The sequence below is a fragment of the Treponema primitia genome, from assembly GCF_046533075.1.
Classification (GTDB): Bacteria; Spirochaetota; Spirochaetia; order Treponematales; family Breznakiellaceae; genus Termitinema; species Termitinema primitia_B.
This window is the reverse complement of the sequence record NZ_JAJQRB010000036.1, coordinates 40,853-61,959: the sequence shown is the minus strand read 5'-3', so window position 1 is coordinate 61,959 and position 21,107 is coordinate 40,853. Positions and strand designations below refer to the sequence as shown.

At 53.0% G+C, this 21,107-nt stretch carries 19 protein-coding genes and 1 pseudogene; 5 read left to right on the top strand and 15 right to left on the bottom strand.

Annotated elements, in window-relative coordinates:
- On the top strand, nt 1-349 hold a 349-nt coding region (locus LQZ19_RS06990), incomplete at its 5' end, for a hypothetical protein (RefSeq protein WP_411046948.1).
- Between the two features lie 478 nt (nt 350-827).
- Here the strand turns inward: LQZ19_RS06990 and LQZ19_RS06985 are convergent.
- Genes LQZ19_RS06985 through LQZ19_RS06975 form a run of 3 tightly spaced genes read right to left on the bottom strand, consistent with a single transcriptional unit; the run spans nt 828 to nt 3,941 of the window.
- Entirely contained in the window at nt 828-1,520 is a 693-nt protein-coding gene (locus tag LQZ19_RS06985; RefSeq protein WP_411046947.1) for a tetratricopeptide repeat protein, read from the bottom strand.
- Nucleotides 1,521-1,543: 23 nt separating this feature from the next.
- The gene (gltA, locus tag LQZ19_RS06980; protein ID WP_411046946.1) at nt 1,544-3,052 is read right to left on the bottom strand and encodes an NADPH-dependent glutamate synthase; all 1,509 of its coding nucleotides are present in this window, start codon (nt 3,050-3,052) and stop codon (nt 1,544-1,546) included.
- Nucleotides 3,053-3,062: 10 nt separating this feature from the next.
- Nucleotides 3,063-3,941 (bottom strand): sulfide/dihydroorotate dehydrogenase-like FAD/NAD-binding protein, encoded by an 879-nt coding sequence (locus LQZ19_RS06975; RefSeq protein ID WP_411046945.1) that lies wholly within the window; start codon nt 3,939-3,941, stop codon nt 3,063-3,065.
- Between the two features lie 153 nt (nt 3,942-4,094).
- Here LQZ19_RS06975 and LQZ19_RS06970 point away from each other — a divergent pair, with 153 nt between their 5' ends.
- Nucleotides 4,095-4,838, top strand: a complete 744-nt coding sequence (locus LQZ19_RS06970) for a hypothetical protein (RefSeq protein WP_411046944.1) — start codon at nt 4,095-4,097, stop codon at nt 4,836-4,838.
- 35 nt (nt 4,839-4,873) lie between these two features.
- Here the strand turns inward: LQZ19_RS06970 and LQZ19_RS06965 are convergent, their stop codons facing one another.
- The 10 genes and pseudogenes from LQZ19_RS06965 to LQZ19_RS06920 form a co-directional block, all read right to left on the bottom strand.
- On the bottom strand, nt 4,874-5,467 hold the full coding sequence (locus tag LQZ19_RS06965) for a TIGR03943 family putative permease subunit (protein WP_411046942.1): 594 nt from the start codon (nt 5,465-5,467) through the stop codon (nt 4,874-4,876).
- Complete coding sequence (locus tag LQZ19_RS06960; protein ID WP_411046941.1) at nt 5,464-6,291, bottom strand: metal ABC transporter permease; 828 nt, start codon at nt 6,289-6,291, stop codon at nt 5,464-5,466. The genes LQZ19_RS06965 and LQZ19_RS06960 overlap by 4 nt, the downstream gene beginning before the upstream one ends.
- A complete protein-coding gene (locus tag LQZ19_RS06955) occupies nt 6,288-7,049 on the bottom strand; it encodes a metal ABC transporter ATP-binding protein (RefSeq protein WP_411046940.1) in 762 nt (253 codons plus the stop codon). Before LQZ19_RS06955 ends, LQZ19_RS06960 begins: the two co-directional genes overlap by 4 nt.
- Nucleotides 7,049-8,014 (bottom strand): metal ABC transporter substrate-binding protein, encoded by a 966-nt coding sequence (locus LQZ19_RS06950; RefSeq protein ID WP_411046939.1) that lies wholly within the window; start codon nt 8,012-8,014, stop codon nt 7,049-7,051. Before LQZ19_RS06950 ends, LQZ19_RS06955 begins: the two co-directional genes overlap by 1 nt.
- Nucleotides 8,015-8,106: 92 nt before the next feature.
- The gene (locus tag LQZ19_RS06945) at nt 8,107-8,415 is read right to left on the bottom strand and encodes a hypothetical protein (RefSeq protein ID WP_411046938.1); all 309 of its coding nucleotides are present in this window, start codon (nt 8,413-8,415) and stop codon (nt 8,107-8,109) included.
- Between the two features lie 36 nt (nt 8,416-8,451).
- Nucleotides 8,452-9,420: a carbohydrate kinase family protein gene (locus tag LQZ19_RS06940; RefSeq protein ID WP_411046937.1), complete on the bottom strand. Its 969-nt coding sequence runs from the start codon at nt 9,418-9,420 to the stop codon at nt 8,452-8,454.
- Between the two features lie 11 nt (nt 9,421-9,431).
- Entirely contained in the window at nt 9,432-10,316 is an 885-nt protein-coding gene (epsC, locus tag LQZ19_RS06935) for a serine O-acetyltransferase EpsC (protein ID WP_411046936.1), read from the bottom strand.
- Between the two features lie 14 nt (nt 10,317-10,330).
- Nucleotides 10,331-11,254: a patatin-like phospholipase family protein gene (locus tag LQZ19_RS06930; RefSeq protein ID WP_411046935.1), complete on the bottom strand. Its 924-nt coding sequence runs from the start codon at nt 11,252-11,254 to the stop codon at nt 10,331-10,333.
- 61 nt (nt 11,255-11,315) lie between these two features.
- Nucleotides 11,316-12,470 carry an aminotransferase class V-fold PLP-dependent enzyme gene (locus LQZ19_RS06925; RefSeq protein WP_411046934.1) on the bottom strand — a complete coding sequence of 385 codons (1,155 nt, stop codon included), beginning with the start codon at nt 12,468-12,470 and terminating at the stop codon, nt 11,316-11,318.
- Nucleotides 12,467-12,820, bottom strand: a pseudogene (locus LQZ19_RS06920) (ATP-binding cassette domain-containing protein); the annotation flags it as partial. The gene LQZ19_RS06925 and the pseudogene LQZ19_RS06920, both read right to left, overlap by 4 nt.
- A gap of 165 nt (nt 12,821-12,985) precedes the next feature.
- On the opposite strand from LQZ19_RS06920, the gene LQZ19_RS06915 reads away from it, so the two are divergent.
- Together LQZ19_RS06915 and clpB are read left to right on the top strand one after the other, a co-directional pair.
- Nucleotides 12,986-13,474 carry a flavodoxin family protein gene (locus tag LQZ19_RS06915; RefSeq protein ID WP_411046933.1) on the top strand — a complete coding sequence of 163 codons (489 nt, stop codon included), beginning with the start codon at nt 12,986-12,988 and terminating at the stop codon, nt 13,472-13,474.
- Between the two features lie 98 nt (nt 13,475-13,572).
- Nucleotides 13,573-16,179 carry an ATP-dependent chaperone ClpB gene (gene clpB, locus LQZ19_RS06910; RefSeq protein WP_411046932.1) on the top strand — a complete coding sequence of 869 codons (2,607 nt, stop codon included), beginning with the start codon at nt 13,573-13,575 and terminating at the stop codon, nt 16,177-16,179.
- Between the two features lie 8 nt (nt 16,180-16,187).
- Here the strand turns inward: clpB and LQZ19_RS06905 are convergent, their stop codons facing one another.
- Together LQZ19_RS06905 and hflX are read right to left on the bottom strand one after the other, a co-directional pair.
- Complete coding sequence (locus LQZ19_RS06905) at nt 16,188-17,348, bottom strand: Fic family protein (protein WP_411046931.1); 1,161 nt, start codon at nt 17,346-17,348, stop codon at nt 16,188-16,190.
- A gap of 168 nt (nt 17,349-17,516) precedes the next feature.
- Entirely contained in the window at nt 17,517-18,788 is a 1,272-nt protein-coding gene (gene hflX / locus LQZ19_RS06900) for a GTPase HflX (RefSeq protein WP_411046930.1), read from the bottom strand.
- Between the two features lie 156 nt (nt 18,789-18,944).
- On the opposite strand from hflX, the gene LQZ19_RS06895 reads away from it, so the two are divergent.
- Nucleotides 18,945-21,098, top strand: coding sequence for a hypothetical protein (locus tag LQZ19_RS06895; protein ID WP_411046929.1), 2,154 nt, complete (start codon nt 18,945-18,947; stop codon nt 21,096-21,098).
- Nucleotides 21,099-21,107: the final 9 nt, after the last annotated feature.

Genomic DNA, 21,107 nt, shown 5'->3' with positions numbered 1-21,107 from the left:
TATACGAAAAGAAAACGGACTGAATGTTAGCACCGCTATAGTAACTAAAATAGAATATGGTTTTTCTTCTCTTTTTGCAGATGCAAGCTATACTGCTTTCTTTACGGCTACCCCTCCATTGAAATTAGAGATAGTTATTGATGCTGGCAACGGCACCCCAAGCACTGTTGGCAATGTTATTCATTTCCCATTGGAATGGTTGGAAAATGGAAGCAATAGCACTGCTCTTTCGATTAAAATTAAATTGGAAGACCATATAATTTTATTGGGTCTTACATCGATGCGTTTATTGCCGCAATCACAACGAATGGCATTTGCGGCAAAGGCGTCAAGCGCCAAAATCTCATAGTGTCCAAGTTTACCTAACTGAGTTTGGCGCACTATTTAGCCGACAAAGGCGGTCGTGGGGAGGGGTATGCCCGGCTTCATGTATGTGGAATTCCCTGCTGGAGGAGACCCGAAGGGGCTCCGCAAGCAGACTCTACACGCACATGAAGACGGGCATACCCCTCCCCACGACCGGTTTTGCCGATAAGGGCAACACAAAGGAATTCCGAAAAACTTGCAGGTAACCATGGTAAAGTCTTGCAAAGGCGAAACAGCACCCAGCCTGCCACATCGGTATGTGAATCCACCCGTAACATATCCTTCTTCATACTATGTGACACAGGCGGTCGTGGGGAGGGGTATGCCCGGCTTCATGTATGTGGAATTCCCTGCTGGAGGAGACCCGAAGGGGCTCCGCAAGCAGACTCTACACGCACATGAAGCCGGGCATACCCCTCCCCACGACCGGTTTTGCCGATAAAGTACAAAAAAAAGGATATTTACGTACTACTGCGACGAGACCTTTCCAGCCCCTCATTCGCTTCCCGGTAGTTAGGATTAAGCCGAAGAGCCCGCTGATAAGCTTCCATGGCGGGGCTAAATTCCCCCGCCGATTCCCGGACCGAGCCCAGACGGTACCACCAGAGAGCGGAACCTGGGTCCAGGCGGACCGCGGTGGTATAGGCAATATCCGCCCGGTGGAATTTTCCCTGGAGCCGGAAGATCTCCCCAACAAAGAAATAGGCCACCGAAGTACGCTCTCCCTGGGGTACGAAATTCACATAACGCTGCATGGAACGCAGGGAATCCTCAAAGCGGTCCAGGTAAAAATAGGCTTCCCCCATGGTTTCCACAATCCGGTAGTCGTTTGCGTTGATCCTAAGTCCCCGCTCCCCCCAGGTAATCACATCGGAGTACTTCCGCTGACGCTGGAGGGTCCAGGTTAGGACCGTATAGGAATCCATGTTTGCCGAATTCCGGGTGATTTCATCCATACAGATCTGGGCCGCTTCGTTATAATACTGGTTTGCCTCGTCCATACGGTCCCGGGCTTCCAGATCCCGGCCTATACGGTAGCTCCGTAAAGCATCCGGACGGGCAGATCCTTGGCGAGAATCCTGCCCGGTTTGTGAAAAAACCGGGTCAACAACGAGAAGAAAAACAATACAAAACAGGGCAGGATGGATCCGCATTACTCTATCATCGGTACGAACTATTAGTTCGCCAATAGTTTATTTATCGATGCGGCTGCCCGGCGGCCCTCGCCCATGGCGAGAATTACCGTAGCGGCCCCAAGGACTATATCGCCCCCGGCGTACACCTTTTCCAGGGAGGTCTGTTGGGATTCCCCCTCTACGGTGATACGGCCCTTTTTATCGACGTTCAGGGCAGCGGTGGTCTTGCTTATCAGGGGGTTTGATTCATTCCCCAGAGCAACGATCACCAGGTCGCAGTCAAAGACATATTCCGAGCCTTTGATGGCCACGGGACTACGGCGGCCCGAGGCATCGGGTTCCCCAAGCTCGTACTTAAGCAGTTCAAGACCGTTTACCCTACCCTGTTCGTTCCCCAGGATACGGGTGGGATTCCTGAGGAAGTCAAAAATGATGCCCTCCTCCATAGCATGCTCCACCTCTTCACCCCGGGCGGGCATTTCTTCCCTGGTCCGGCGGTAGATGACGTGGACCTGCTCGGCTCCGAGCCGCAGGGCCATACGGGCGGCGTCCATGGCGACGTTTCCCCCGCCGATAACCGTGGCAATCTTAGACTGATACATGGGGGTGGCGGCCTTCGCGGGGTCATAGGCCTTCATCAAATTTGACCGGGTAAGGTACTCGTTGGCGCTCACCACACCTACAAAGTTCTCCCCCGGGATACCCATGAATTTGGGAAGCCCCGCGCCGGTACCGACAAACACCGCATCGTACTTATCATCATCCAGGAGTTCCCGGATGGTCCGGGTCCGGCCCACCAGGAAGTTGGTCTCGATATCAACGCCCATTTTCTTAAGGCCGTCAACTTCGGCCTGCACTATGGCCTTGGGAAGCCGGAATTCGGGAATACCATAGACCATAACCCCGCCGGTTTTGTGGAAAGCTTCGAAAACCGCTACTTCGTGACCTTCCCGGGCAGTATCCGCAGCCACCGTAAGCCCCGCAGGACCGGAACCGACCACGGCGACCTTTTTCCCGGTCTTGGGCTTTACGGTAGGGATGGTAACCTTGTTATTGGCCCGTTCCCAGTCCGCCACAAACCGTTCCAGCCGGCCTATGGCCACCGATTTATTCACATCCTTAAGGCTCTTTCCCAGGGTACATTCGCTCTGGCACTGTTTTTCCTGGGGACAGACCCGGCCGCACACCGCCGGAAGAAGGTTCGTTTCCTTGACGATATCCACCGCCGCCTTGAAATCGCCGTTCTGAATTTCCGCGATAAACCGGGGGATGGGTACCTGGACCGGGCAGCCGTTTACACAGGGCTGGTTCTTGCAACCCAGACAGCGTTCCGCTTCCAGCCGGGCCTGGGCTTCCCCATACCCTTCGGCCACTTCCGCCACGTTTTTACCCCGCGCGATTGGGTCCTGGGCGGGCATATCCTGGGAAGGAATAGCCATTCGGTCCTTGGGACCTATCTTTTCACCCGCAGCCTTCCGAGCAAGGAAGGGTTTTAAGAGAGTTTCCGCCTCTTTAGTAAGTTGTTCCTTAGTTTTATTCTCTCCACTCATACATCACCCCTTATTTTTTCCCCGCCGGCGCCGCTTGCGGCGGCACATGAGGCGGAAGGCCTAATCCAACATGACATTTATGATGATCCTCGTCCTCTCTGGGCTTAAAGGCCCGCATCCGGAGCATCATATTTTCAAAATCAACCTTATGACCGTCGAATTCCGGCCCGTCTACGCAGACAAACTTGGTTTCCCCGCCCACGCTCACCCGGCAGCCACCGCACATACCGGTTCCGTCGATCATGATCGTATTGAGGGATACCATGATGGGAACATCGTAGTCCTTTACTGCGGCGACGCAGAATTTCATCATAATAGGCGGTCCGATGGCGACCGTCATGTCCGGCTTATGTTCCTGTTGGCAGAATTCCTTTAAGGGCTCGGTTACCACCGCCTTCCTTCCATAAGAACCATCGTCGGTAACCACGATCAGCTCGTCCACCACCTGTTTTACCCGGTCTTCGAAGATCACCAGTTCCTTGGTCCGGCCGCCGATGATGGCGATCACCTTATTCCCGGCGGCCTTCATGGCCTGGGCTATGGGGTACATGGGGGCAATGCCGATACCGCCGCCCACACAAACCACGGTACCGAACTTTTCGATATGGGTAGGATTCCCCAGGGGGCCCAGAAGATTCTCCACAGAATCCCCCTCTTTCTTGGTCGCCAGTTTGTGGGTAGAAGCTCCCACGGTCTGAAACACGATGGTCACCGTTCCCGCAACGGGATCCGCATCGGCAATGGTAAGGGGGAAGCGTTCCCCCCAATCGGTGTCGATCTGGAGAATCAAAAACTGTCCCGCCTTTCTGGCCCGGGCGATCAGCGGCGCCTCCAGGACCATTTCGTAGACCTCCCCAGACAACTGCTTTTTCGATAGTATCTTATGCATGTCAACCTTCTTTCGTACGGCGGCTGCCGCACCGTTAAATCGAAGCGAAACAAAGTTTCGCTCAACACCCCTCTGAATAAATTTTCGAATTTACTCTTTTTTTATAGTACAATAGTTTCAAAATTGACGCAACAATATGATAAAATACCCTTTATGAAAGCCGCTATTTGGAAAAAATTTGCCAGCGCCAGGGACAACTACCGAGAGTCGGTGGACCAGCTAAGCCGAAGCCTGCCCAATCTGCGGCGGATCCAGCAAAAAATGGTGGATGCCCGCTCCGGCCCGGCCTATACCGTGGAAACCCCGGTGGTGTACAACGAAGCCCTGGATGACGTGGGCCCCAAGGACGAAATTAAGCTCATCCTGGTGGCGGATAACCCCGGCCGCCGTGAACAGGCCGCGGAAAACCGCCGTTACCTGGTAGGCCCCTCGGGCAAAATTACCGAACGCTTCTTCCGGGAGGAGCCTTCCCTGGGCATAGACTTCCGCAAAAACGTACTCATCCTGAACAAGACCCCTGTCCACACTCCCCGTACCGTGGAACTCCGGGAACTCTGCCGCCTTGGAGGCCCAGCCCTAACCGAAGCAATCGCCCAATCCCAGCTAAGCATGGTCCGGGTCCTGGAGGATTTCTACCAAGCCCTGTCCCCCATCCCGGTATGGATCATAGGTTACTCGGAAATGAAACGGGGGGGCATTTTCGAGGTATACACCGAAGCCGTCAAAAAGGTGCCTGGCACCCTTTTTGACCAGCTTTATTTTTATCGGCATTTTTCCATGAACCAGTTTACGATAGACCTGCACAAACAAGCCAAGCGGGGAGAAACCACGGCACAGGCCCTGGAGCGGATCGGGACGGCGTACCGGGAACGGATTCTGGGGATCTCTAAAAACTGATCCGTATAACACGATTTTAGGATAAAGGTTAGAGTTTATTGGGCAACGAATTCCTCCCCCCTTTCTTCCTTAACCATCAGACTCGATAGGGCAATATATAAATACGGGTAGCCTTCTTCTTCGTAGGAAGATAAAACCCCCACCGCTTCCACCCAGGCATCATCTTCCGGATATTGCGGATTTTTTAAATCCGATAAATCCGATGAATCCCAGGCTATTTCAAAACCGGCATTTCCATCATTACCGCAGCAACCCGGGCCATAACGGAGGACAAAACAATACGCAGCGTCATTCTCCGCATAATACTGGGATTTGAAAAGGCCTTCCAATTTGATTGTCTTCCCAAGGTAATCTTCAGGATTGAGATACACATCATTGGTCTGTGCAAGAAACATTTTTTCTTTTATTTCGACTATTTCCCCGCCTGTGGGGGATAGGGGGTTTTGAAAAACAGCGCCATCCTCCGGGATTGTTATATATGTTTCAGAAACATTTTCAACAGCCGGCCATTGAATGTTTACCGACTGAGTACCGGCCTTGTTTGGTTTTATTGTTCCGATTTTTCTATTTCCGTCACATCCGGCGAAGACAATAAAACTGATAAGTCCCGCTATTACTATTCTTTTCATAATCCTGTTCTCCCTTTAAATATTTTTATTACCCAAAATAAAATGAAAATAAACATATTCACAATCACTACGCTTGCCCCGGTGGGGGTAGCATAGAGATACGAAATAACTACACCAATAACGAAGGCGATTACCGAGATCAACCCTGAACTTATGGTAACGGTTTTGAATTGCTTAAATACCCGCATGGAGGAGAGGGCGGGGAAGATAATGAGGCTGGATATGAGCATTGCCCCCATCATCCGCATACCCAGCGCAATGGTAATGGCGGTTAAAAAGGCAAGGAGCATATTGTATACCCCCGTCTTGATACCCGCAGCTTTGGCAAAGGTTTCGTCAAAGGTAACCGCAAATATCCGGTGATAGAACAGCAGAAACAGGAAAAGTACCACTGCGGCAAGGGCTATGCTTAGGTATACATCGCTTTTGCTCATGGCAAGGATACTGCCGAACAGATAATTACATACATCGGTATTCATGCCGGTGGTCATGGAGATTACCACAACCCCAATGGCCAGTGCGCCGGATGAGATCAGGGCAATGGCGGCGTCTCCCTTGATTTTTGAATTCTCGCTGATCCGGAGCAGCAGAAAAGCGGCGATTACCACCACCGGGATAGAGACCATAAGGGGGGCCACGTTCAGGGCGGTGGCGATTGCCAGGGTTCCAAACCCCACATGGGATAAGCCGTCCCCGATCATTGAATACCGTTTCAGGACCAGGCTTACCCCGAGAAGGCTGGCGCAGAGGGAAACCAGAACGCCTACGATTAAAGCCCGGACAAGGAAGGCATAGGATAACATTTCAAGAAAGGTAGTAATCATGCCCCTGCCTCCGGAACCGAAGTATCACCGCCGGCAGCCAAAAAAGAGCGGCCCAGAGTTGACGCCGCATACTCAGCGGAGCTTCCAAAAAAGAGCTGCTCCTTTTTCAGATGAAGTATGCGATTTCCGTAGAAAACCGCATTTTTAATGTCGTGGGAAACCATGATGATGGTCATTGCCATTTCACGATTTATCTTTTCAAGCAGCCGGTACAATTCCGCCGTTGCGGCGGGATCTAGCCCTGCGGCGGGTTCATCCAAAACGAGGAGCTTCCGGGCGGCGCAGAGAGAACGGGCCAGAAGTACCCGCCGCTGCTGTCCCCCGGATAATTCGCGGTAGCACCGGTTCCGTAATTCCTCAATCCCCATGAGTTTTAGGTTTTGTTCCGCTTCCTGTTTGTTCGCGGCTGAATAAAAAGGACGGAAGCTTCGGCTTCCAAGCAAGCCGGATAAAACAATTTCAAATACCCCGGCGGGAAAATCTTTCCTGGGCGCCTCATGCTGGGGTACATAGCCTATTTCGTTTCGCCTCAGGGCGCCTCCAAAAATGACATTTCCCTGTTCCGCTTCCATCAGTCCCAAAAGACCCCGGATCAGGGTACTTTTGCCGGAACCGTTCTCGCCGACCACGCAAAGATAGTCGCCGCGATCCACACTAAAGTTGATTCCCTGTACCGCGAAATACCCATCATAGGCTAATGACAGGTTTTCGCAGGTGATATAAGAACCGGTTTGACTATCCCGCGTAGTTTTGCTCATTACTGTAAAGCCTCCTTTAGGTTCAGCACATTTCCTTTCATCAAATCCAAATAGCTTAATCCTGCTTCAAAATCTTTTTTGGATATGTTATGCCCCGCGTGGAGCAGCAATTTCTTTGCACCCGTAGCTTCACCGATAGTATCCGCCATCCGTTCGTTGGAAAGTTCGATATGAAATACTACCGGAATCTTCTCCGCGCGGATCTTGTTTATAAGAAAGGCTACCGTGGCGGCGCTGGGTTCGGTTTCGGTTGAACAGCCCGGAAAGGCGGCGTAATAACTGAGACCATAGGCATCGGCAAAATAGCGGAAGGGGAAGCGATCCCCAAATACTATGGTTTTCCGTCTGCCCTGATCCACCACTCCCCGGAAGGCGGCGTCCAGTTCATCCAATTTCACGAGGTACGCGGCGGCGTTTTCCCGGTACAGACCGGCGTTTACCGGGTCCGCTTCCTCAAGACAAGCGGCAATAGCCCCGATGATACGCTTAACATTACGGGGCGAGGTCCATACATGCTCGTCATATTCCGGGGATACCGGTTCCTCCGGAAAAGAATCTTCCTCCTCCTCATCCTCCATCCCTTCCACGATCTCTTCTTCCACCACATCGACCATATCCATCAGGGAGAGGATACGCATGGAACCGTTGTCCACGGAACCGATGATCTCCCCAAGCCAGTAATCGGACTCTCCGCCGGTATAAATAAAGACATCGCTGTTTTGTATTTTGATAATGTCCTGGGGGGTGGGCTCATAGGAATGGCTCTCGGCCCCCGGAGGCAGGAGCATAGTCAGGTTGATCCGGTCCCCCGCAATTACCCGGGCAAAATCAAAGCCGGGGAAGGTAGCTGCCGTTACGGTGATTCCGGTATCCGCCGTAGATACCGCTGGTTTTTCTTTTTCACACCCGGACCATACCAGGACAATGAATAAGATTAAAATTGAAAATGTTATTTGCTTTTTCACATTAAGCTCCTTAATTTGCTGTATTTTCACGCAATTTAAAGAAAACCCCCTACGATAAAAGAGGAGAGGGCTTTCTTTAGGGGGAGCTTATTTCAGTTATTCAGGCGTGTTTTCAGCGTTACCGCTGTAAGAAGGGCGGGATAAAAAACCGGAATTTTACCTACGGTACCATGGGCAAACAAAGCTATGGAAACAGCGGGCAGGACGCTTATCAGTACGTTTTTTAATTGTTCAAGGAGATTTTGCGCCCCCCGGATCTGGATACATTCCGGGCAGTTTTCGCTCCCGGTACAATCGTGATCAAGATGGGTATAGATAAATGCCCCTGAAAAAAGAGCTGTCAGGCAAAAACAGATCGTAAGGGCGAGGAAAATTGTTCGTTTTATGTCCGGACGATCCATATAACTCCTTTCACGGTTCTGCCTTATCACGGCGGCTTACTTCAGCGATTCTACTTCCTTCAACGTAGGCGGCTCGGCGCCCTGCCGTGAGCAGACCAGAGAAGCAGCCCGGTTAGCAAAGTAAAGCGCGTCGTAGAGTTCCTGTTCGGTGAGTGAAGCCAGAGCGGAGTGGGACATCTTGCCCCGGAGTTCCAGCCAGGAGAGGAAGGCGCCGTGGAAGGTGTCTCCTGCGCCTATGGTATCCACCACGGGAAGGTCCACCACCGGAGCGCTCACCCGGAGGACCTTGCCGTCGTCATTCCGGAGCAGGGCCATGGCGCCCTTGGCTCCCAGGGTAGTAAGGGCCATACGGGGTCCCAGGCTCAGAACTTTTTCCAGGGATTTTTCCAGACCCAGACCGGGGTAGATAAAATCAAAATCAACTTCGGAAATTTTGGCAATGGTGGCGTAGCGTACCCAGTTTTCAAAGCGCCGGACATACGCTTTTTGATCCCCGATCATAAAGGGCCGCACATTGGGGTCCAGGGAAATGACAAGAGCAGAATTACTATCCCTGCCGGCTTCCCGCACAATTAGTGATTCAATTGTGGAAGCCGATGGCTCCATGGTCAGGGCGATGGAACCGAAGAGGATACACTTGATTTCGGCGGGCAATTCTTTGGGCAGATCCTCCGGGGAAAAGGAACGATCCGCAGCGCCTTCGGTATAGAAGACGTACTGGGGCTCCTTATCCTTTTCAAGCTTAACAAAGGCCAGGGTTGAATTTTGATTCGTCCGGCGGATCAAATCGATCCCCACATTATTCTGAACAAGCCCGTGCATCAGGGTTTCCCCGAAAAAGTCTGTGGAAAGCCTGCTGAGAAAACGTACCGGTACTCCAAGCCGCCCGATGGCTATGGCGGTGTTGTAGGGACTGCCTCCGGGACAGGGCAGGAAGCCATCTCCCCTACCGGGAATATTCAACGGAACCATGTCAATAAGCGCTTCGCCGCAGGATAAGATCATATCACACCTCCTTATTTAGTCCTGACCACCTGATCGCCGCTGGTGGTATACACCATGGCCCCGGGAGGCACCGATTCGGTGATCCATACATTGCCCCCAATGGTACTGCCCCGGCCTATCACCGTTTCGCCGCCCAGGATGGTGGCCCCGGAATAGATGGTCACCTTGTCTTCGATTGTAGGGTGCCGTTTCTTGTTAACCCCATCCTTTTTGACCGAAAGGGCGCCCAGGGTTACTCCCTGATAGAGTTTTACATTTCTACCGATCACCGTGGTTTCTCCGATCACCACCCCCGTGCCATGATCAATAAAAAAGGATTCGCCGATTTCAGCGCCCGGATGAATATCGATCCCCGTACGGCCATGGATGAGTTCACTCATGATGCGGGGAATAAGGGGTACCTCCCGGGTCCAGAAAAAATGCGCCATACGATGGATGGTGATAGCCTCAAACCCCGGATAGGACAGGATCACCTCGGCGGTGCTTTTTGCCGCCGGGTCTCCCTCAAAGGCTGCCTGCAGATCCTTGGCAAGCATACCCCGGATCAGGGGGAGCTCGTCGAAAAAATCATCCACAATAAGCTCCGCCGCCGCGTGGCACCCGTCATGGCCGCAGGAGGCTTCTCCGAGTCGTGAAGAAAAGGCGATGCTTTTTTCAACTTCCCCGATAAGCTCCCGGGCTAAGTGGTACACCTTTTCGGCGGTGGACAGACGCAGGTTATCGTGATCCAGGGCCCCAATTTCCCGGAACCCCGGAAATACCAGCTCGTCCAGCCCGCGGAGTATATCCGCAATACTGTCACGGCTGGGTAGATTTTCGCTGCCCGCCTGGTTTACCAAACCGTAGGTATCGTAGGAACGAACCAGGGTTTCTATACTTCTATGCAGTCGTTGCAAGGGCATCCTCCTCGTCATACATCCGGATTTTGACCGGTATATATCCCACATTCACGGTACCGTCTTCGGGCGGCATAGGCGGCTATACCGCCGCTGAAAAAGGGGTATAGCGCCTTCTTACTCACCTTCACCGCCTGTTCACCAAGATCAATAAGCTCCTGCTTTCGCGAAAAGTCAAAGGGTACCACCCCGTTTGCAGCCCGCAGGATCAGTGCCGCCTTGGGACGGCGTTTTTTCCCCGCCATATCGAGCATCATTTCAATAGAACGATACACAACTTTGGAAAAAGTTTTAAGATCCGCAGCGGACGCCGGCTGGAGTATCCCAACATCCACCGCCAGAATCCGCTTAAACCCTTCTTTTCTGGCGATACTTATGGGCATATTGTCACAAATTCCCCCATCGGCCAGACACAACTCCCCCATCCAGTAGGGTTCAAAAAATCCCGGAAAGGACATGGAGGCTCGTATTGCCCGAGCAATGGAACCGGAACTAAACACCACCTCCCTGCCGCTGACCAGATCCGCCGCATTACACCGAAAGGGTATACGGGTTTCCGCAAAGGTCTTACCCCCGGACAGTTCCTCAAGCAATTTCAGTACCCGCTGCCCCGAATCGATCCCCGGCCGGGTTGCCACATTTCCCAGGATCTGTCCGGTCTGAAACACCTTCCCCATGGCGCCGGACATCTTAAAGGCAAAACTATCCAGATATTTGGTGATATCAAAATCATCAATAATAAACCGGGACAAATCCCCGGGGCTCATCCCAGAGGCATAGAGCCCCCCAATAATAGCTCCCATGGAGGTTCCCACCACCAGGGATGGCTCGGGAGCCCCCATTTCCAGCAGGGCCTTTAATACCCCCACATGGGCTATACCCCGGGCGCCTCCTCCGGCCAAAACCAGAGCCCACTTCAGATTTTTTTTAATACGCATATCCTATCACAAATATAGGGAATATTTCCCCTTCTTGCCAATATTTCTGTCCCCGTCAGCTTCATGGTACGATGCGTCTCACCGCTTCTATGGCATAGTCAATGTCTTCCGGGGATGTCCTGTAGGACGGGCTGAAACGGACAGAACCTTCGGGATAATATCCAAGGGCTATATGCATCAGGGGGGCGCATTGAAGACCGGTACGGCATGTAATGGCAAACCCTTCATTCAAGGCAAACCCCACCTTCTCACTATCCATTCCTTCTATGACAAAGGCTACCACCGGCAGGTCAGTCTGGGAAATATACTTCGCCGGGGGAAGCTGCCGGCCAAGTATCCGTACTCCCTTTACTGAACAAAGACCCTCTATAAGGGTGTGGGTAATTTCAGCTTCCTTCGCGGTGATGAGAACTTCATTCCCCAGATAGTATTTAACCGCCTCATTCAGCCCCGCAAAACCCGCAGTATTGGGGGTTCCCGCCTCAAGCCGTATGGGCATTTCTTCCGGCTGGAATGGGTTATCGCTCTTAAAGCCCGTACCTCCCGTGAATGTGGAGGCCAGTTTTATGGAAGATGCAGTATAGAGCGCACCTGTTCCCTGGGGACCCGCCAGGCCCTTGTACCCGGAAAAAGCTGCCATATCGGCGTACAGGGCGGCAGGGTGTAGGGGGATATGGCCCACAGTCTGGCCTGCGTCAAGCAGGGTAAGAGCCCCGGCATCCTTGGCTTTTTCAAACCATTCCTTTACCGGATTGATCCTGCCCGTCACATTACTTCCGTGGGTCAAAGCCACCAGACGGGGCTTACCTCGGAGCAGCTTTTCATACATCGCGGTATTTAAATTCCCCTGATGATCCAGGGGTACATATTCAACCCGAATGGATAACAGCTTTTCTAAGCGGGCCAGGGGACGCAGAACCGAATTATGCTCCATCACTGAGCTTATCACCAAATCCCCGGGACACAATCCCATGCCAAGTATGGCGATATTCAAGGCGGCAGTGGCGCCGGAACAGAGGACTACCTCCTCCGGCTGTACATCAAGAAGCAGGCCTAAGTTCCGGCGGCATTCTCCAGGCTTGTCTTCGGCGCCCACGGCGTCCCGGCCTGAAAGACGAGGCGGGTTTTCCATGGATTCGATCACCGCTTCCATAACCCCCGGTGCAAGGGGGAAAGCCCCGGCGGCGTTGTTCAGATATACTCGTAATTCCTTCATACAACCTTAACCTCCCGGGCGCCCAATTTCACCGGATCAAACTGCGCCGCATACAGTTCCGCGTAGATCCCGCCCTTGGCTAAGAGCTCGTCATGGGAACCCTGCTGCCGGATGCCGTCATCGGTGATCACCACGATTGAATCGGCATTACGGATGGTGGAAAGCCGGTGGGCGATGACCAGGGTAACATCCCGGATATCCATACCATCAACAGTAATACTACCCCCACGGGTTTCGCAGAACCGGGGCAGGAGACGGCAGAGAGTGGTCTTACCGCCCCCGGAAGGACCCACCAGGGCAATCGTTTTCCCCGCCGGATAGGTAAAGCCCATGCGGAACAGGTACATGATCCCCATCATGGCGGCAATTAAAGACGCGGCGAACATATCCGCCGTAAAAAGCTTCCAATGGGGTCGATAATAGGAAGCAAATATCCCCAGGGGCGATTTTTCAAAATTCATGTCTTGCTAACACTCTATGTATAATTTATCATAAATAAGTTAATGGAGGCTACTATGAAAACCCTTATCATTTATTATTCTTACGAAGGAAACAGCGCCCTGGTGGCCGGGGAGCTAAAAAAAGCCGCCGGAGCCGGACCATCGGTTTGCGATATTCTGGAACTTAAGACCGAAGACGATACCAAGCGAACCGGTTTTGCAAAGTACCTCTGGGGCGGAAAACAGGTCTTTACCCATAAAAGCCCAAAACTCAAGCCCTATACGGTTAATATTGAAGAATACGACCTTATCATCCTGGGCGCTCCGGTCTGGGCAGGCTCCCCCGCTCCGGCCCTGCTAAGCTTCCTGGGGGAAACCAAGATAAGCGGCAAAAAGCTTGCCCTTTTCTGCTGCCACGCCGGGGGTAAAGGAAAAGCCCTGGATAAGCTCAAAGCCCTGCTTCCGGGAAACACCATTGCCGGCGAGATCGATTTTATAAATCCCGCCGGTCAGGACCGCCCAGCCTTGACTAAACAGATTGAAGAGTGGGTAAAGGGGCTTTAGAAACCTAGCAATAGACAATAAACCCGGCCGATTTTACTCCCCATAATGAACTTGTCCGTCCCTCCTCCTTTTCGTATCTTATACATAAAGGAAAAAACATGGATTTCGAAAAATTGACTATAAAAGCCCAGGAAGTCATCAATGAGGCTTCCGGAATTGCCCAAAAAAACGACCACCCTCAGATTGAAACCGAACATCTGCTCCTGGCTATGCTCCGTCAGGAAGACGGACTGACCCTTCCCATTATCAAACAAATCGGGGCCGATGCCGACCGGATCAAAACCGATACCGAAGCCCTGGTTACGGCGAATCCAAAAATTTTCGGCGATGCTGCCCAGATCTACTTATCCTCCGCAGCCTCCAAGGTATTGGCTAAAGCGGAAAATGAAGCGGCCGCCCTGAAAGATGATTTCATTTCCACCGAGCATATCCTTCTCGCCATTGCCGCCGGGGAAGGAAAAGTTACGGAACTTTTTAAAAAAACCGGGATCACAAAAACCGCTATCCTGGGGGTCCTGAAACAAATCCGGGGGAATGCCCGGGTTACGGACCAAAACCCCGAGGGAAAGTACCAGGTTCTGGACAAATACTGCCGGGACCTCACCGCCCTGGCCCGGCAGGAAAAGCTGGACCCGGTGATAGGCCGGGACGAGGAGATACGCCGGGTAATGCAGGTCCTGTCCCGCCGCACCAAAAATAACCCGGTCCTCATCGGCGAACCCGGTGTGGGCAAAACCGCCATCGCCGAAGGCTTAGCCCGGCGTATTGTTGCCGGGGATGTACCCGAGGGGCTCAAGGGGAAGAAGCTCCTGTCGCTGGACTTAGGCGCCCTGGTGGCAGGCGCAAAGTTCCGCGGCGAATTTGAGGAACGGCTCAAGGCGGTGATCCACGAAGTCCAGGCTGCGGACGGAAACATAATACTGTTCATCGATGAACTCCACACCCTGGTTGGAGCCGGGGCCGCAGAGGGGGCTACCGACGCCTCCAACCTGTTGAAGCCCGCCCTGGCCCGGGGGGAACTCCGCTGCATAGGCGCCACCACCCTGGACGAGTACCGCAAACATATTGAGAAGGACGCCGCCCTGGAACGGCGCTTCCAGCAGGTCTATACCGCAGAGCCTTCGGTGGAGGATACGATAGCAATACTGCGGGGCCTGCAGGAACGCTACGAGGTACACCACGGGGTACGGATTAAAGACGAAGCCCTGGTTGCCGCAGCAACACTGTCGGATCGGTACATTACCAGCCGCTTCCTCCCGGACAAGGCCATCGATCTGGTGGACGAGGCGGCAAGCCGGCTCAAGATGGAGCTGGACAGCCGGCCCACGGAACTGGACAAACTGGAACGAAGGCTGCTGCAACTCTCCATCGAACAGCAGGCGCTGAAGCGTGAGGAGGACGGCGCATCCAAGGACCGGCTGCAAAAGCTGGAAAAGGAAATTGCCGACCTTAGCTCCGAACGGGACGCCATGAAAGCCCGGTGGGATAACGAGAAACAGGACATTCAAAAGATCCGGGAGATCAAACAGCGGATAGAAGAACTGCGGATTGAGGAGACCCGTTACGAACGGGAGGGTAACCTCACAAAAGCTGCGGAACTTCGGCATGGCCGCATACCCGAGGCGCAGAGGGAACTGACCCGGCTCACCGGCCTTATGGAGGCGAAGCGGGAAAGCTCCGCCGGCAAAGGCGCCCCGGCTCTGCTCCGGGAAGAGGTGAGCGAAGAAGATATTGCCCAGGTAGTATCAACCTGGACGGGTATCCCGGTTTCAAAGATGCTCAGCGGGGAACTGCAGAAGTACCTGGAACTGGAAAAGGTACTGGAACAGCGGGTGGTGGGCCAGCGGTCTGCGGTAGAAGCGGTGGCGGACGCCATACGGCGCAACAAAGCCGGGCTCTCCGACGCAGCCCGTCCCCTGGGCTCCTTCCTATTCCTGGGTCCCACCGGTGTGGGTAAGACGGAACTGGCAAAAACCCTGGCGGACTTTCTCTTTAATGATGAAAAGTCCCTGACCCGGATCGACATGAGCGAGTACGGCGAAAAACATTCCGTAAGCCGCCTCATCGGGGCGCCTCCGGGTTATGTGGGTTACGAGCAGGGCGGCCAGCTTACCGAAGCGGTACGACGCCGCCCCTACAGCGTTATTCTCTTTGACGAAATCGAAAAGGCCCACCCGGAGGTGTTCAACGTATTCCTCCAGATCCTCGACGACGGCCGCCTCACCGACGGTCAGGGCCGGGTGGTGGACTTTAAGAACGTTATCATCATCATGACCAGCAACCTCGGCTCGGACCTGATCTTGGAGGCAAAGTCTCCGGATGACATCAAGGATGGCCTGATGGAGCTTCTTAAACAAAGCTTCCGGCCGGAATTCCTGAACCGTATCGACGAGACGGTGATCTTCAACCGGCTTGGCAAAGAAGAGATTAGTAAAATTGTGGATATCCAGCTCAAGCGCCTGATGAAGCGCCTCCTGGACCGGAAGATCACCCTTACGGTCACCGACGGCGCCAGGAGACTATTAGCGGAACGGGGTTACGATCCCCTTTTCGGCGCGCGGCCCTTAAAGCGGACCATACAGTCGGATCTGGAAAACCCCCTGGCCAAGGGCATAATCGCCGGGAAGATCAAGGATGGGGAAACCGTGCTTGCAGACCGGGCTCCGGACGGAAAGACAGAAGCTTTGGCGTTCAGGAAGGGGTAGGCGCTGCCCTACTCCGTATCCTTTCGCAGTATAGCCAGGTAGTCCTCGTAGGCAAAGCAGCGGTTCCGCTTGGCATCGGCGGTGGGGCGGAGGATGTTCAGGGCCGTCAGGTGGTTCACCGCCTTTGCCGCAGTATTAAAGGAAAGGCCCAGGTCCTCCGCGGTTTTGCCGATCTCGATAATGGGGTTCCGTTCAATATACGCATACAGCTTCCGGGCTGTTTTGGCGGATCTTCCCAGGGAGGCGATGCGCCCGGTGTTCCATTCCCGCAGGGCCGTCATCTGTTCTATTGCACCAATGGCGTCTTCCGTCGTGTCCTTAATGCCCCGTATGAAAAAACGTATCCATTGCTCATAGGAACCCCTTCGGCGGACTTCACTGAGCCGGTTGTAATATTCCGCCTGGTTCTGTTTTAAAAAGCAGGAAAGATACAGCGCCGGCTTGGAGAGCAGTTTTTTTTCACAGAGGTAGAGGATGATTAAAAGCCTGCCCATGCGGCCGTTTCCGTCCAGAAAAGGGTGGATAGTTTCAAACTGATAGTGAATCAGGGCGGCCTTAATAAGGGGATCAACGGCAAACTCCGCCGTAAGCGGGATATCGTCGTTGATGAACCGTTCCAGATCATCCAGGGCCGGGGCCAGATCCTCCGGGGCCGGCGGAACGAAGCTTGCGGTCTTAATAGTACTTCCCCCGGGGCCTATCCAGTTCTGGGTACGCCGAAATTCGCCCGGGGCTTTTTCTCCGCCCCGGTTACCCGCAAGGAGTATCCCATGGGTTTCCCTGAGCAGCCTGATACAGAGGGGCAGTTTCCCCAGACGATCCAATGCAAAATGAACCGCCTTTATATAATTGATAACCTCCGCCACATTGAGATTGCGGTTCCGTTCCGCCTGGGGATCGAGGATATCGTCCAGGGTCGCCTGGGTCCCTTCTATTTGGGATGACAAGAGCGCCTCTTTGCGGACATACATGGAAATAAACAGGTCCATGTTTGGAATTCGGGAAGAAAGTACGTCAAGAACCCCAATCTGATGCCTGGTTTGGGCCATTAAAAAATAGAATGTATCATCCAGCCCATTCAGTGTTATGGACTGTAGGGGGCTTGGGAGAAACGAAAAATACCGCGCCTCCCCGCTTAATTGAGCTTTAAGATAACCTGCCAGTTGCATACCTTCCTACCTACCTGAAAATGAAATAACAGCGTCTTTACAAGGCGCTTATTTCAGTTTCAGATATGAAACTGAAATAACAACTTCATTTTATTATTATTATTTCATTTTTGCAAGTGAAAATGAAATAAAATTACTTATTTTCCTGCCTTATTTCAGTTTTTACCCTCATTGGTCAACCAAATATTCCCGCAGTTTTCCCGCCACATCCTCTTCCACCTGGGCTTCCAGCTCAATGTAGGTTCCTTCGTATATTTCCTGCAGCACCGTCCCGCTCCGGTGTACCAGAGCCGCCAGGTCGGAACGGTCCGGGGGAAAGCGGAAACGACGGACCGGGCCGGAAAGAGCGTCGATCATCCGCGCTTTCAGTTCGTCCAAGCCGGCGCCGTTCAAGGCGGAAACAGGAATACTGCCGGGGTAGCGGCGGAACAGAGATTCCAAAGCATCCGGAGACGGCTCCAGGCGGTCGATCTTGTTCAGTGCGGTGAGCATAGGTTTTTTGTCGGCCCCCAGTTCCCGGAGCACCGAAAGGGTAGTTTCAAAATACGCATCCACATCCGGGTCCGAAGCGTCCAGGACATGGACCAGCAGATCCGCCTGGACAGCTTCTTCCAGGGTTGAACGAAAAGCGTCTACCAGGGCATGGGGGAGTCGGCGGATAAAGCCCACAGTATCGGTGATGACTAAATTGCGTCCCTTGGCGGGGAGGACCCGGGTGGTGGCGTCCAATGTGGCGAAGAGCTTGTCTTCCGCCAAAACCTCCGCACCGGTTAGGGCGTTAAGCAGGCTGGACTTCCCCGAATTGGTGTAACCCACCAGGGCGCAGGACACCGATTCCTGGTCCCGCTTCTTCCGCTGGACCGCCCGCTGTTTGCGCACCTCCGCCAGCTCTTCCTCAAGCCGGTGTATACGCTGCTCCACCTGACGCCGGTCGGTTTCCAGCTTGGTCTCCCCGGAACCCTTGGTCCCGTAGCGGCCTCCCCGCTGCCGGGACAGATCGATATACTTATGGGTCAGCCGGGGCAGGGAGTAGAAAAGCTCCGCCAGGGCAACCTGGATCTCCGCTTCCCTGGTTCTGGCCCGCCCGGCAAATATCTGGATGATAAGCTCCTGCCGGTCCACCGCAGCAATCCCCGTAAGCCGTTCCCAGTTCCGCTGCTGGGAGGGGCTCAGGTCCCCGTCAAAAACCAGGCAATCCACCCCCAGTTCCGCAGCCTTTCCGGCAATCTCATCAGCCTTTCCGGTCCCCAGCCCAAATTTGTGACGATGCTCCCGGATATGGACCTTCTCCTGGGCGGCAATCTCAAAGCCCAGGGTCTTCGCCAACCCAACAAGCTCCTTCGCCAGGGATTCTGCCGCCGCCGTGTCGGACCGGTTATCCCGAATGCCTATCAGGAAAGCCCGTTTGGGGGCGATTTTAGTCTCGTATAATTCTGTCATGGATTTACTATGACATCCTATTGCAGGAAAAGGAACTATCCGGGCATTGGGTATCTCCTTAAAGGGCATTCTAACACAGGATAGGGTGATAAAAAGGGATACGCCCAGCCTATACTAAGCACCCCAAATCACCTATAATAAAGTATATATTTGAATTTGGCAGGATTTTTAGTGATTATTTCCCGGAAGGCTGTACTGAGCCTACTCATTTCCGTTGTTTTATTCGCCGGTTTTTCAGCCCTGACGTTTACGGGGTTATTTGAGTTAGTAGAAACCCGGTTCTATAATCCGGCCGTAACAAAGGCTGTAAGCCGGGAAATTACCGAAGATACCGAAACCATAGAAAAATTTCTGGAGGAATTGCAGGCCTGTTTTTCCGCTACCCTACAGGAAGATGCGGTACGACGGAGCTTTCTCTCCAACCTGGAAGGGGAAGATATCATCCGGCGGGCAAATATTTACGGCGCCCTCCTGGAATCCCTGGCTGGGTTCCAATCGGTACGGTTCATTGATGCTGCGGGGAGTCGTATCCACTACTCTACCTGGCAGCCCGATATTCTGCGCCAGAATCAGACATCCATTGCGTACCGGAATTATAATGATACCCGTAATGACAATAGCTCCGGCTATATCCCCTATTTGCAGATAGAAGTTCCGGATCGGGGAAACCCAAGGCTAATACTGGACGAAGCCGGGGAGCGTATCCTCTTTTCCCATCCCTTCTACGATTCCTTTGAAGTATACCGGGGAACCGCCATCTTCTCTCTATCCGTAAGGGCCGTGATGGAACGGATGGTTACCGAGGGGCGGATAAAAGTTGGGGAGGATATATCTATCATCTCCGATCCTCCGGGAATGGTTATGGGTCTTCCCTTTGTGGGAAAAAGTACCCTGATTCCACTTATCTCCCGGGTCTGGAGTGAAAATATCCTTTCCCTGAGTAGACTCAGATCCGGCCTTACGGAAACGAACCTGGCCCTTATCTCCGCAAAAACCTCCACGGGCATCTATATAGGCCGCATGGTAAACGAATCCATACTGAGCTTCCCCCTGGCCATGAGGATCATACTTCTCGCTTCGTTCCTCATCACGGTCTATCTCATTATTTTTCTGCTCCTCAACATCCGCCAGGACAATATGACGATTATCCAGAACAGGCTAAAACGGCTGCAGATCAACCTGATCGAGGAATATTATGAACACAAGAGCGATTTGGATCTGAACCGCTGGCGAAAAGAGCTTGAGCAGCGTAAAGAGGATGTTCATTCCGAATTAAAACGGGGCATAAAAAACAAGAACCCAACGGAAATCGATATTTTTATAGATAAATCCTGGGAAGATCTCCTTGCGATCATCGGCGGCCAGGCAGAAAGAAGGACCGTCATTGACGAAGAAAAGCTCAAGACCATCCTGAACCGGTTCCTCGTCGCGGCTCCCGTAATATCCTCATCCAAACCGGCAGAGGAAAAGCCGGGAATCCCCATCCAAACTCCGCCCGTTACCTTTGATCTGGAAGAGCTGAAAGAAGCTGAAGCCATTGACGAAATAGAGGCGATGGAAGATGTACAACATGAATTGCCCTCGATGCCGGAAGTAACCATGGAAGAAGTCTCTCTGGAAACGCTGAAAGCGCCGGAGGTACTGGTACCGCTGGAAGAAGACGCGCAGGATATTGAACCGGAACTGCTCGAAGAGCCGGAGCCGGAAGAGCTGGAAGAGATTGAACCCATGGACGTGGGTCCGGAATTCGAGCAGATCGATCCTTCGGAATTAGGTGGCTCCGAGGATACCTCCGATAAGGGTATGAGCAGCCTGGCCAGTGAGATTGAATTCAGCCCCGTTCCGGAGGAAGTTGAGAAGGCGCAAGAAGAGGCCGCAGAATCCCTGGTCGATGGTCTTGAAATTCAATCGCCTTTTACCGCTATCTTTTCGACGTTATCCGAAGTGGAATTTGAGCCGGAACCCGCAGAAAACCTTGAATCCCTTGAAAGGGAAGGGCTGATAGAACCGCATGATTCCCCGGAAATTGCGGCGGAACGGCTGAGTTCCAATTTCGTAAAACCCATGCTCTCCAAGCCTTTTTTTACGGCATTATACGATGAACTCGAAGTACTTGAGGCACAGGTCGAAGACGAAGCAACCTTGGTTGAAGAGACAGAAGCGGCGGTAGACGAAGAAAAAGAAATCATTGCCGAGCGGGATGGGATTAGTTATATTAACGAAAACATTCTTACGCCGGATGAGAAAACCCTAAAAAGCCTGGACCGGAATTTTAAAAACCTTATCGATTCGGTACTTAACAACGATTAGGACGCCATT

What these genes read in the sequence shown, in the direction of transcription:
- LQZ19_RS06960 (WP_411046941.1), bottom strand. Translation starts at nt 6,291, where the DNA reads ATGATTACTACCTTTCTTGAAATGTTATCCTATGCCTTCCTTGTCCGG.
- LQZ19_RS06965 (WP_411046942.1), bottom strand. Translation starts at nt 5,467, where the DNA reads ATGAAAAGAATAGTAATAGCGGGACTTATCAGTTTTATTGTCTTCGCC.
- clpB (WP_411046932.1), top strand. Translation starts at nt 13,573, where the DNA reads ATGGATTTCGAAAAATTGACTATAAAAGCCCAGGAAGTCATCAATGAG.
- LQZ19_RS06975 (WP_411046945.1), bottom strand. Translation starts at nt 3,941, where the DNA reads ATGCATAAGATACTATCGAAAAAGCAGTTGTCTGGGGAGGTCTACGAA.
- hflX (WP_411046930.1), bottom strand. Translation starts at nt 18,788, where the DNA reads ATGACAGAATTATACGAGACTAAAATCGCCCCCAAACGGGCTTTCCTG.
- gltA (WP_411046946.1), bottom strand. Translation starts at nt 3,052, where the DNA reads ATGAGTGGAGAGAATAAAACTAAGGAACAACTTACTAAAGAGGCGGAA.
- LQZ19_RS06915 (WP_411046933.1), top strand. Translation starts at nt 12,986, where the DNA reads ATGAAAACCCTTATCATTTATTATTCTTACGAAGGAAACAGCGCCCTG.
- LQZ19_RS06940 (WP_411046937.1), bottom strand. Translation starts at nt 9,420, where the DNA reads ATGATCTTATCCTGCGGCGAAGCGCTTATTGACATGGTTCCGTTGAAT.
- LQZ19_RS06930 (WP_411046935.1), bottom strand. Translation starts at nt 11,254, where the DNA reads ATGCGTATTAAAAAAAATCTGAAGTGGGCTCTGGTTTTGGCCGGAGGA.
- LQZ19_RS06955 (WP_411046940.1), bottom strand. Translation starts at nt 7,049, where the DNA reads ATGAGCAAAACTACGCGGGATAGTCAAACCGGTTCTTATATCACCTGC.
- LQZ19_RS06905 (WP_411046931.1), bottom strand. Translation starts at nt 17,348, where the DNA reads ATGCAACTGGCAGGTTATCTTAAAGCTCAATTAAGCGGGGAGGCGCGG.
- LQZ19_RS06985 (WP_411046947.1), bottom strand. Translation starts at nt 1,520, where the DNA reads ATGCGGATCCATCCTGCCCTGTTTTGTATTGTTTTTCTTCTCGTTGTT.
- LQZ19_RS06945 (WP_411046938.1), bottom strand. Translation starts at nt 8,415, where the DNA reads ATGGATCGTCCGGACATAAAACGAACAATTTTCCTCGCCCTTACGATC.
- LQZ19_RS06925 (WP_411046934.1), bottom strand. Translation starts at nt 12,470, where the DNA reads ATGAAGGAATTACGAGTATATCTGAACAACGCCGCCGGGGCTTTCCCC.
- LQZ19_RS06970 (WP_411046944.1), top strand. Translation starts at nt 4,095, where the DNA reads ATGAAAGCCGCTATTTGGAAAAAATTTGCCAGCGCCAGGGACAACTAC.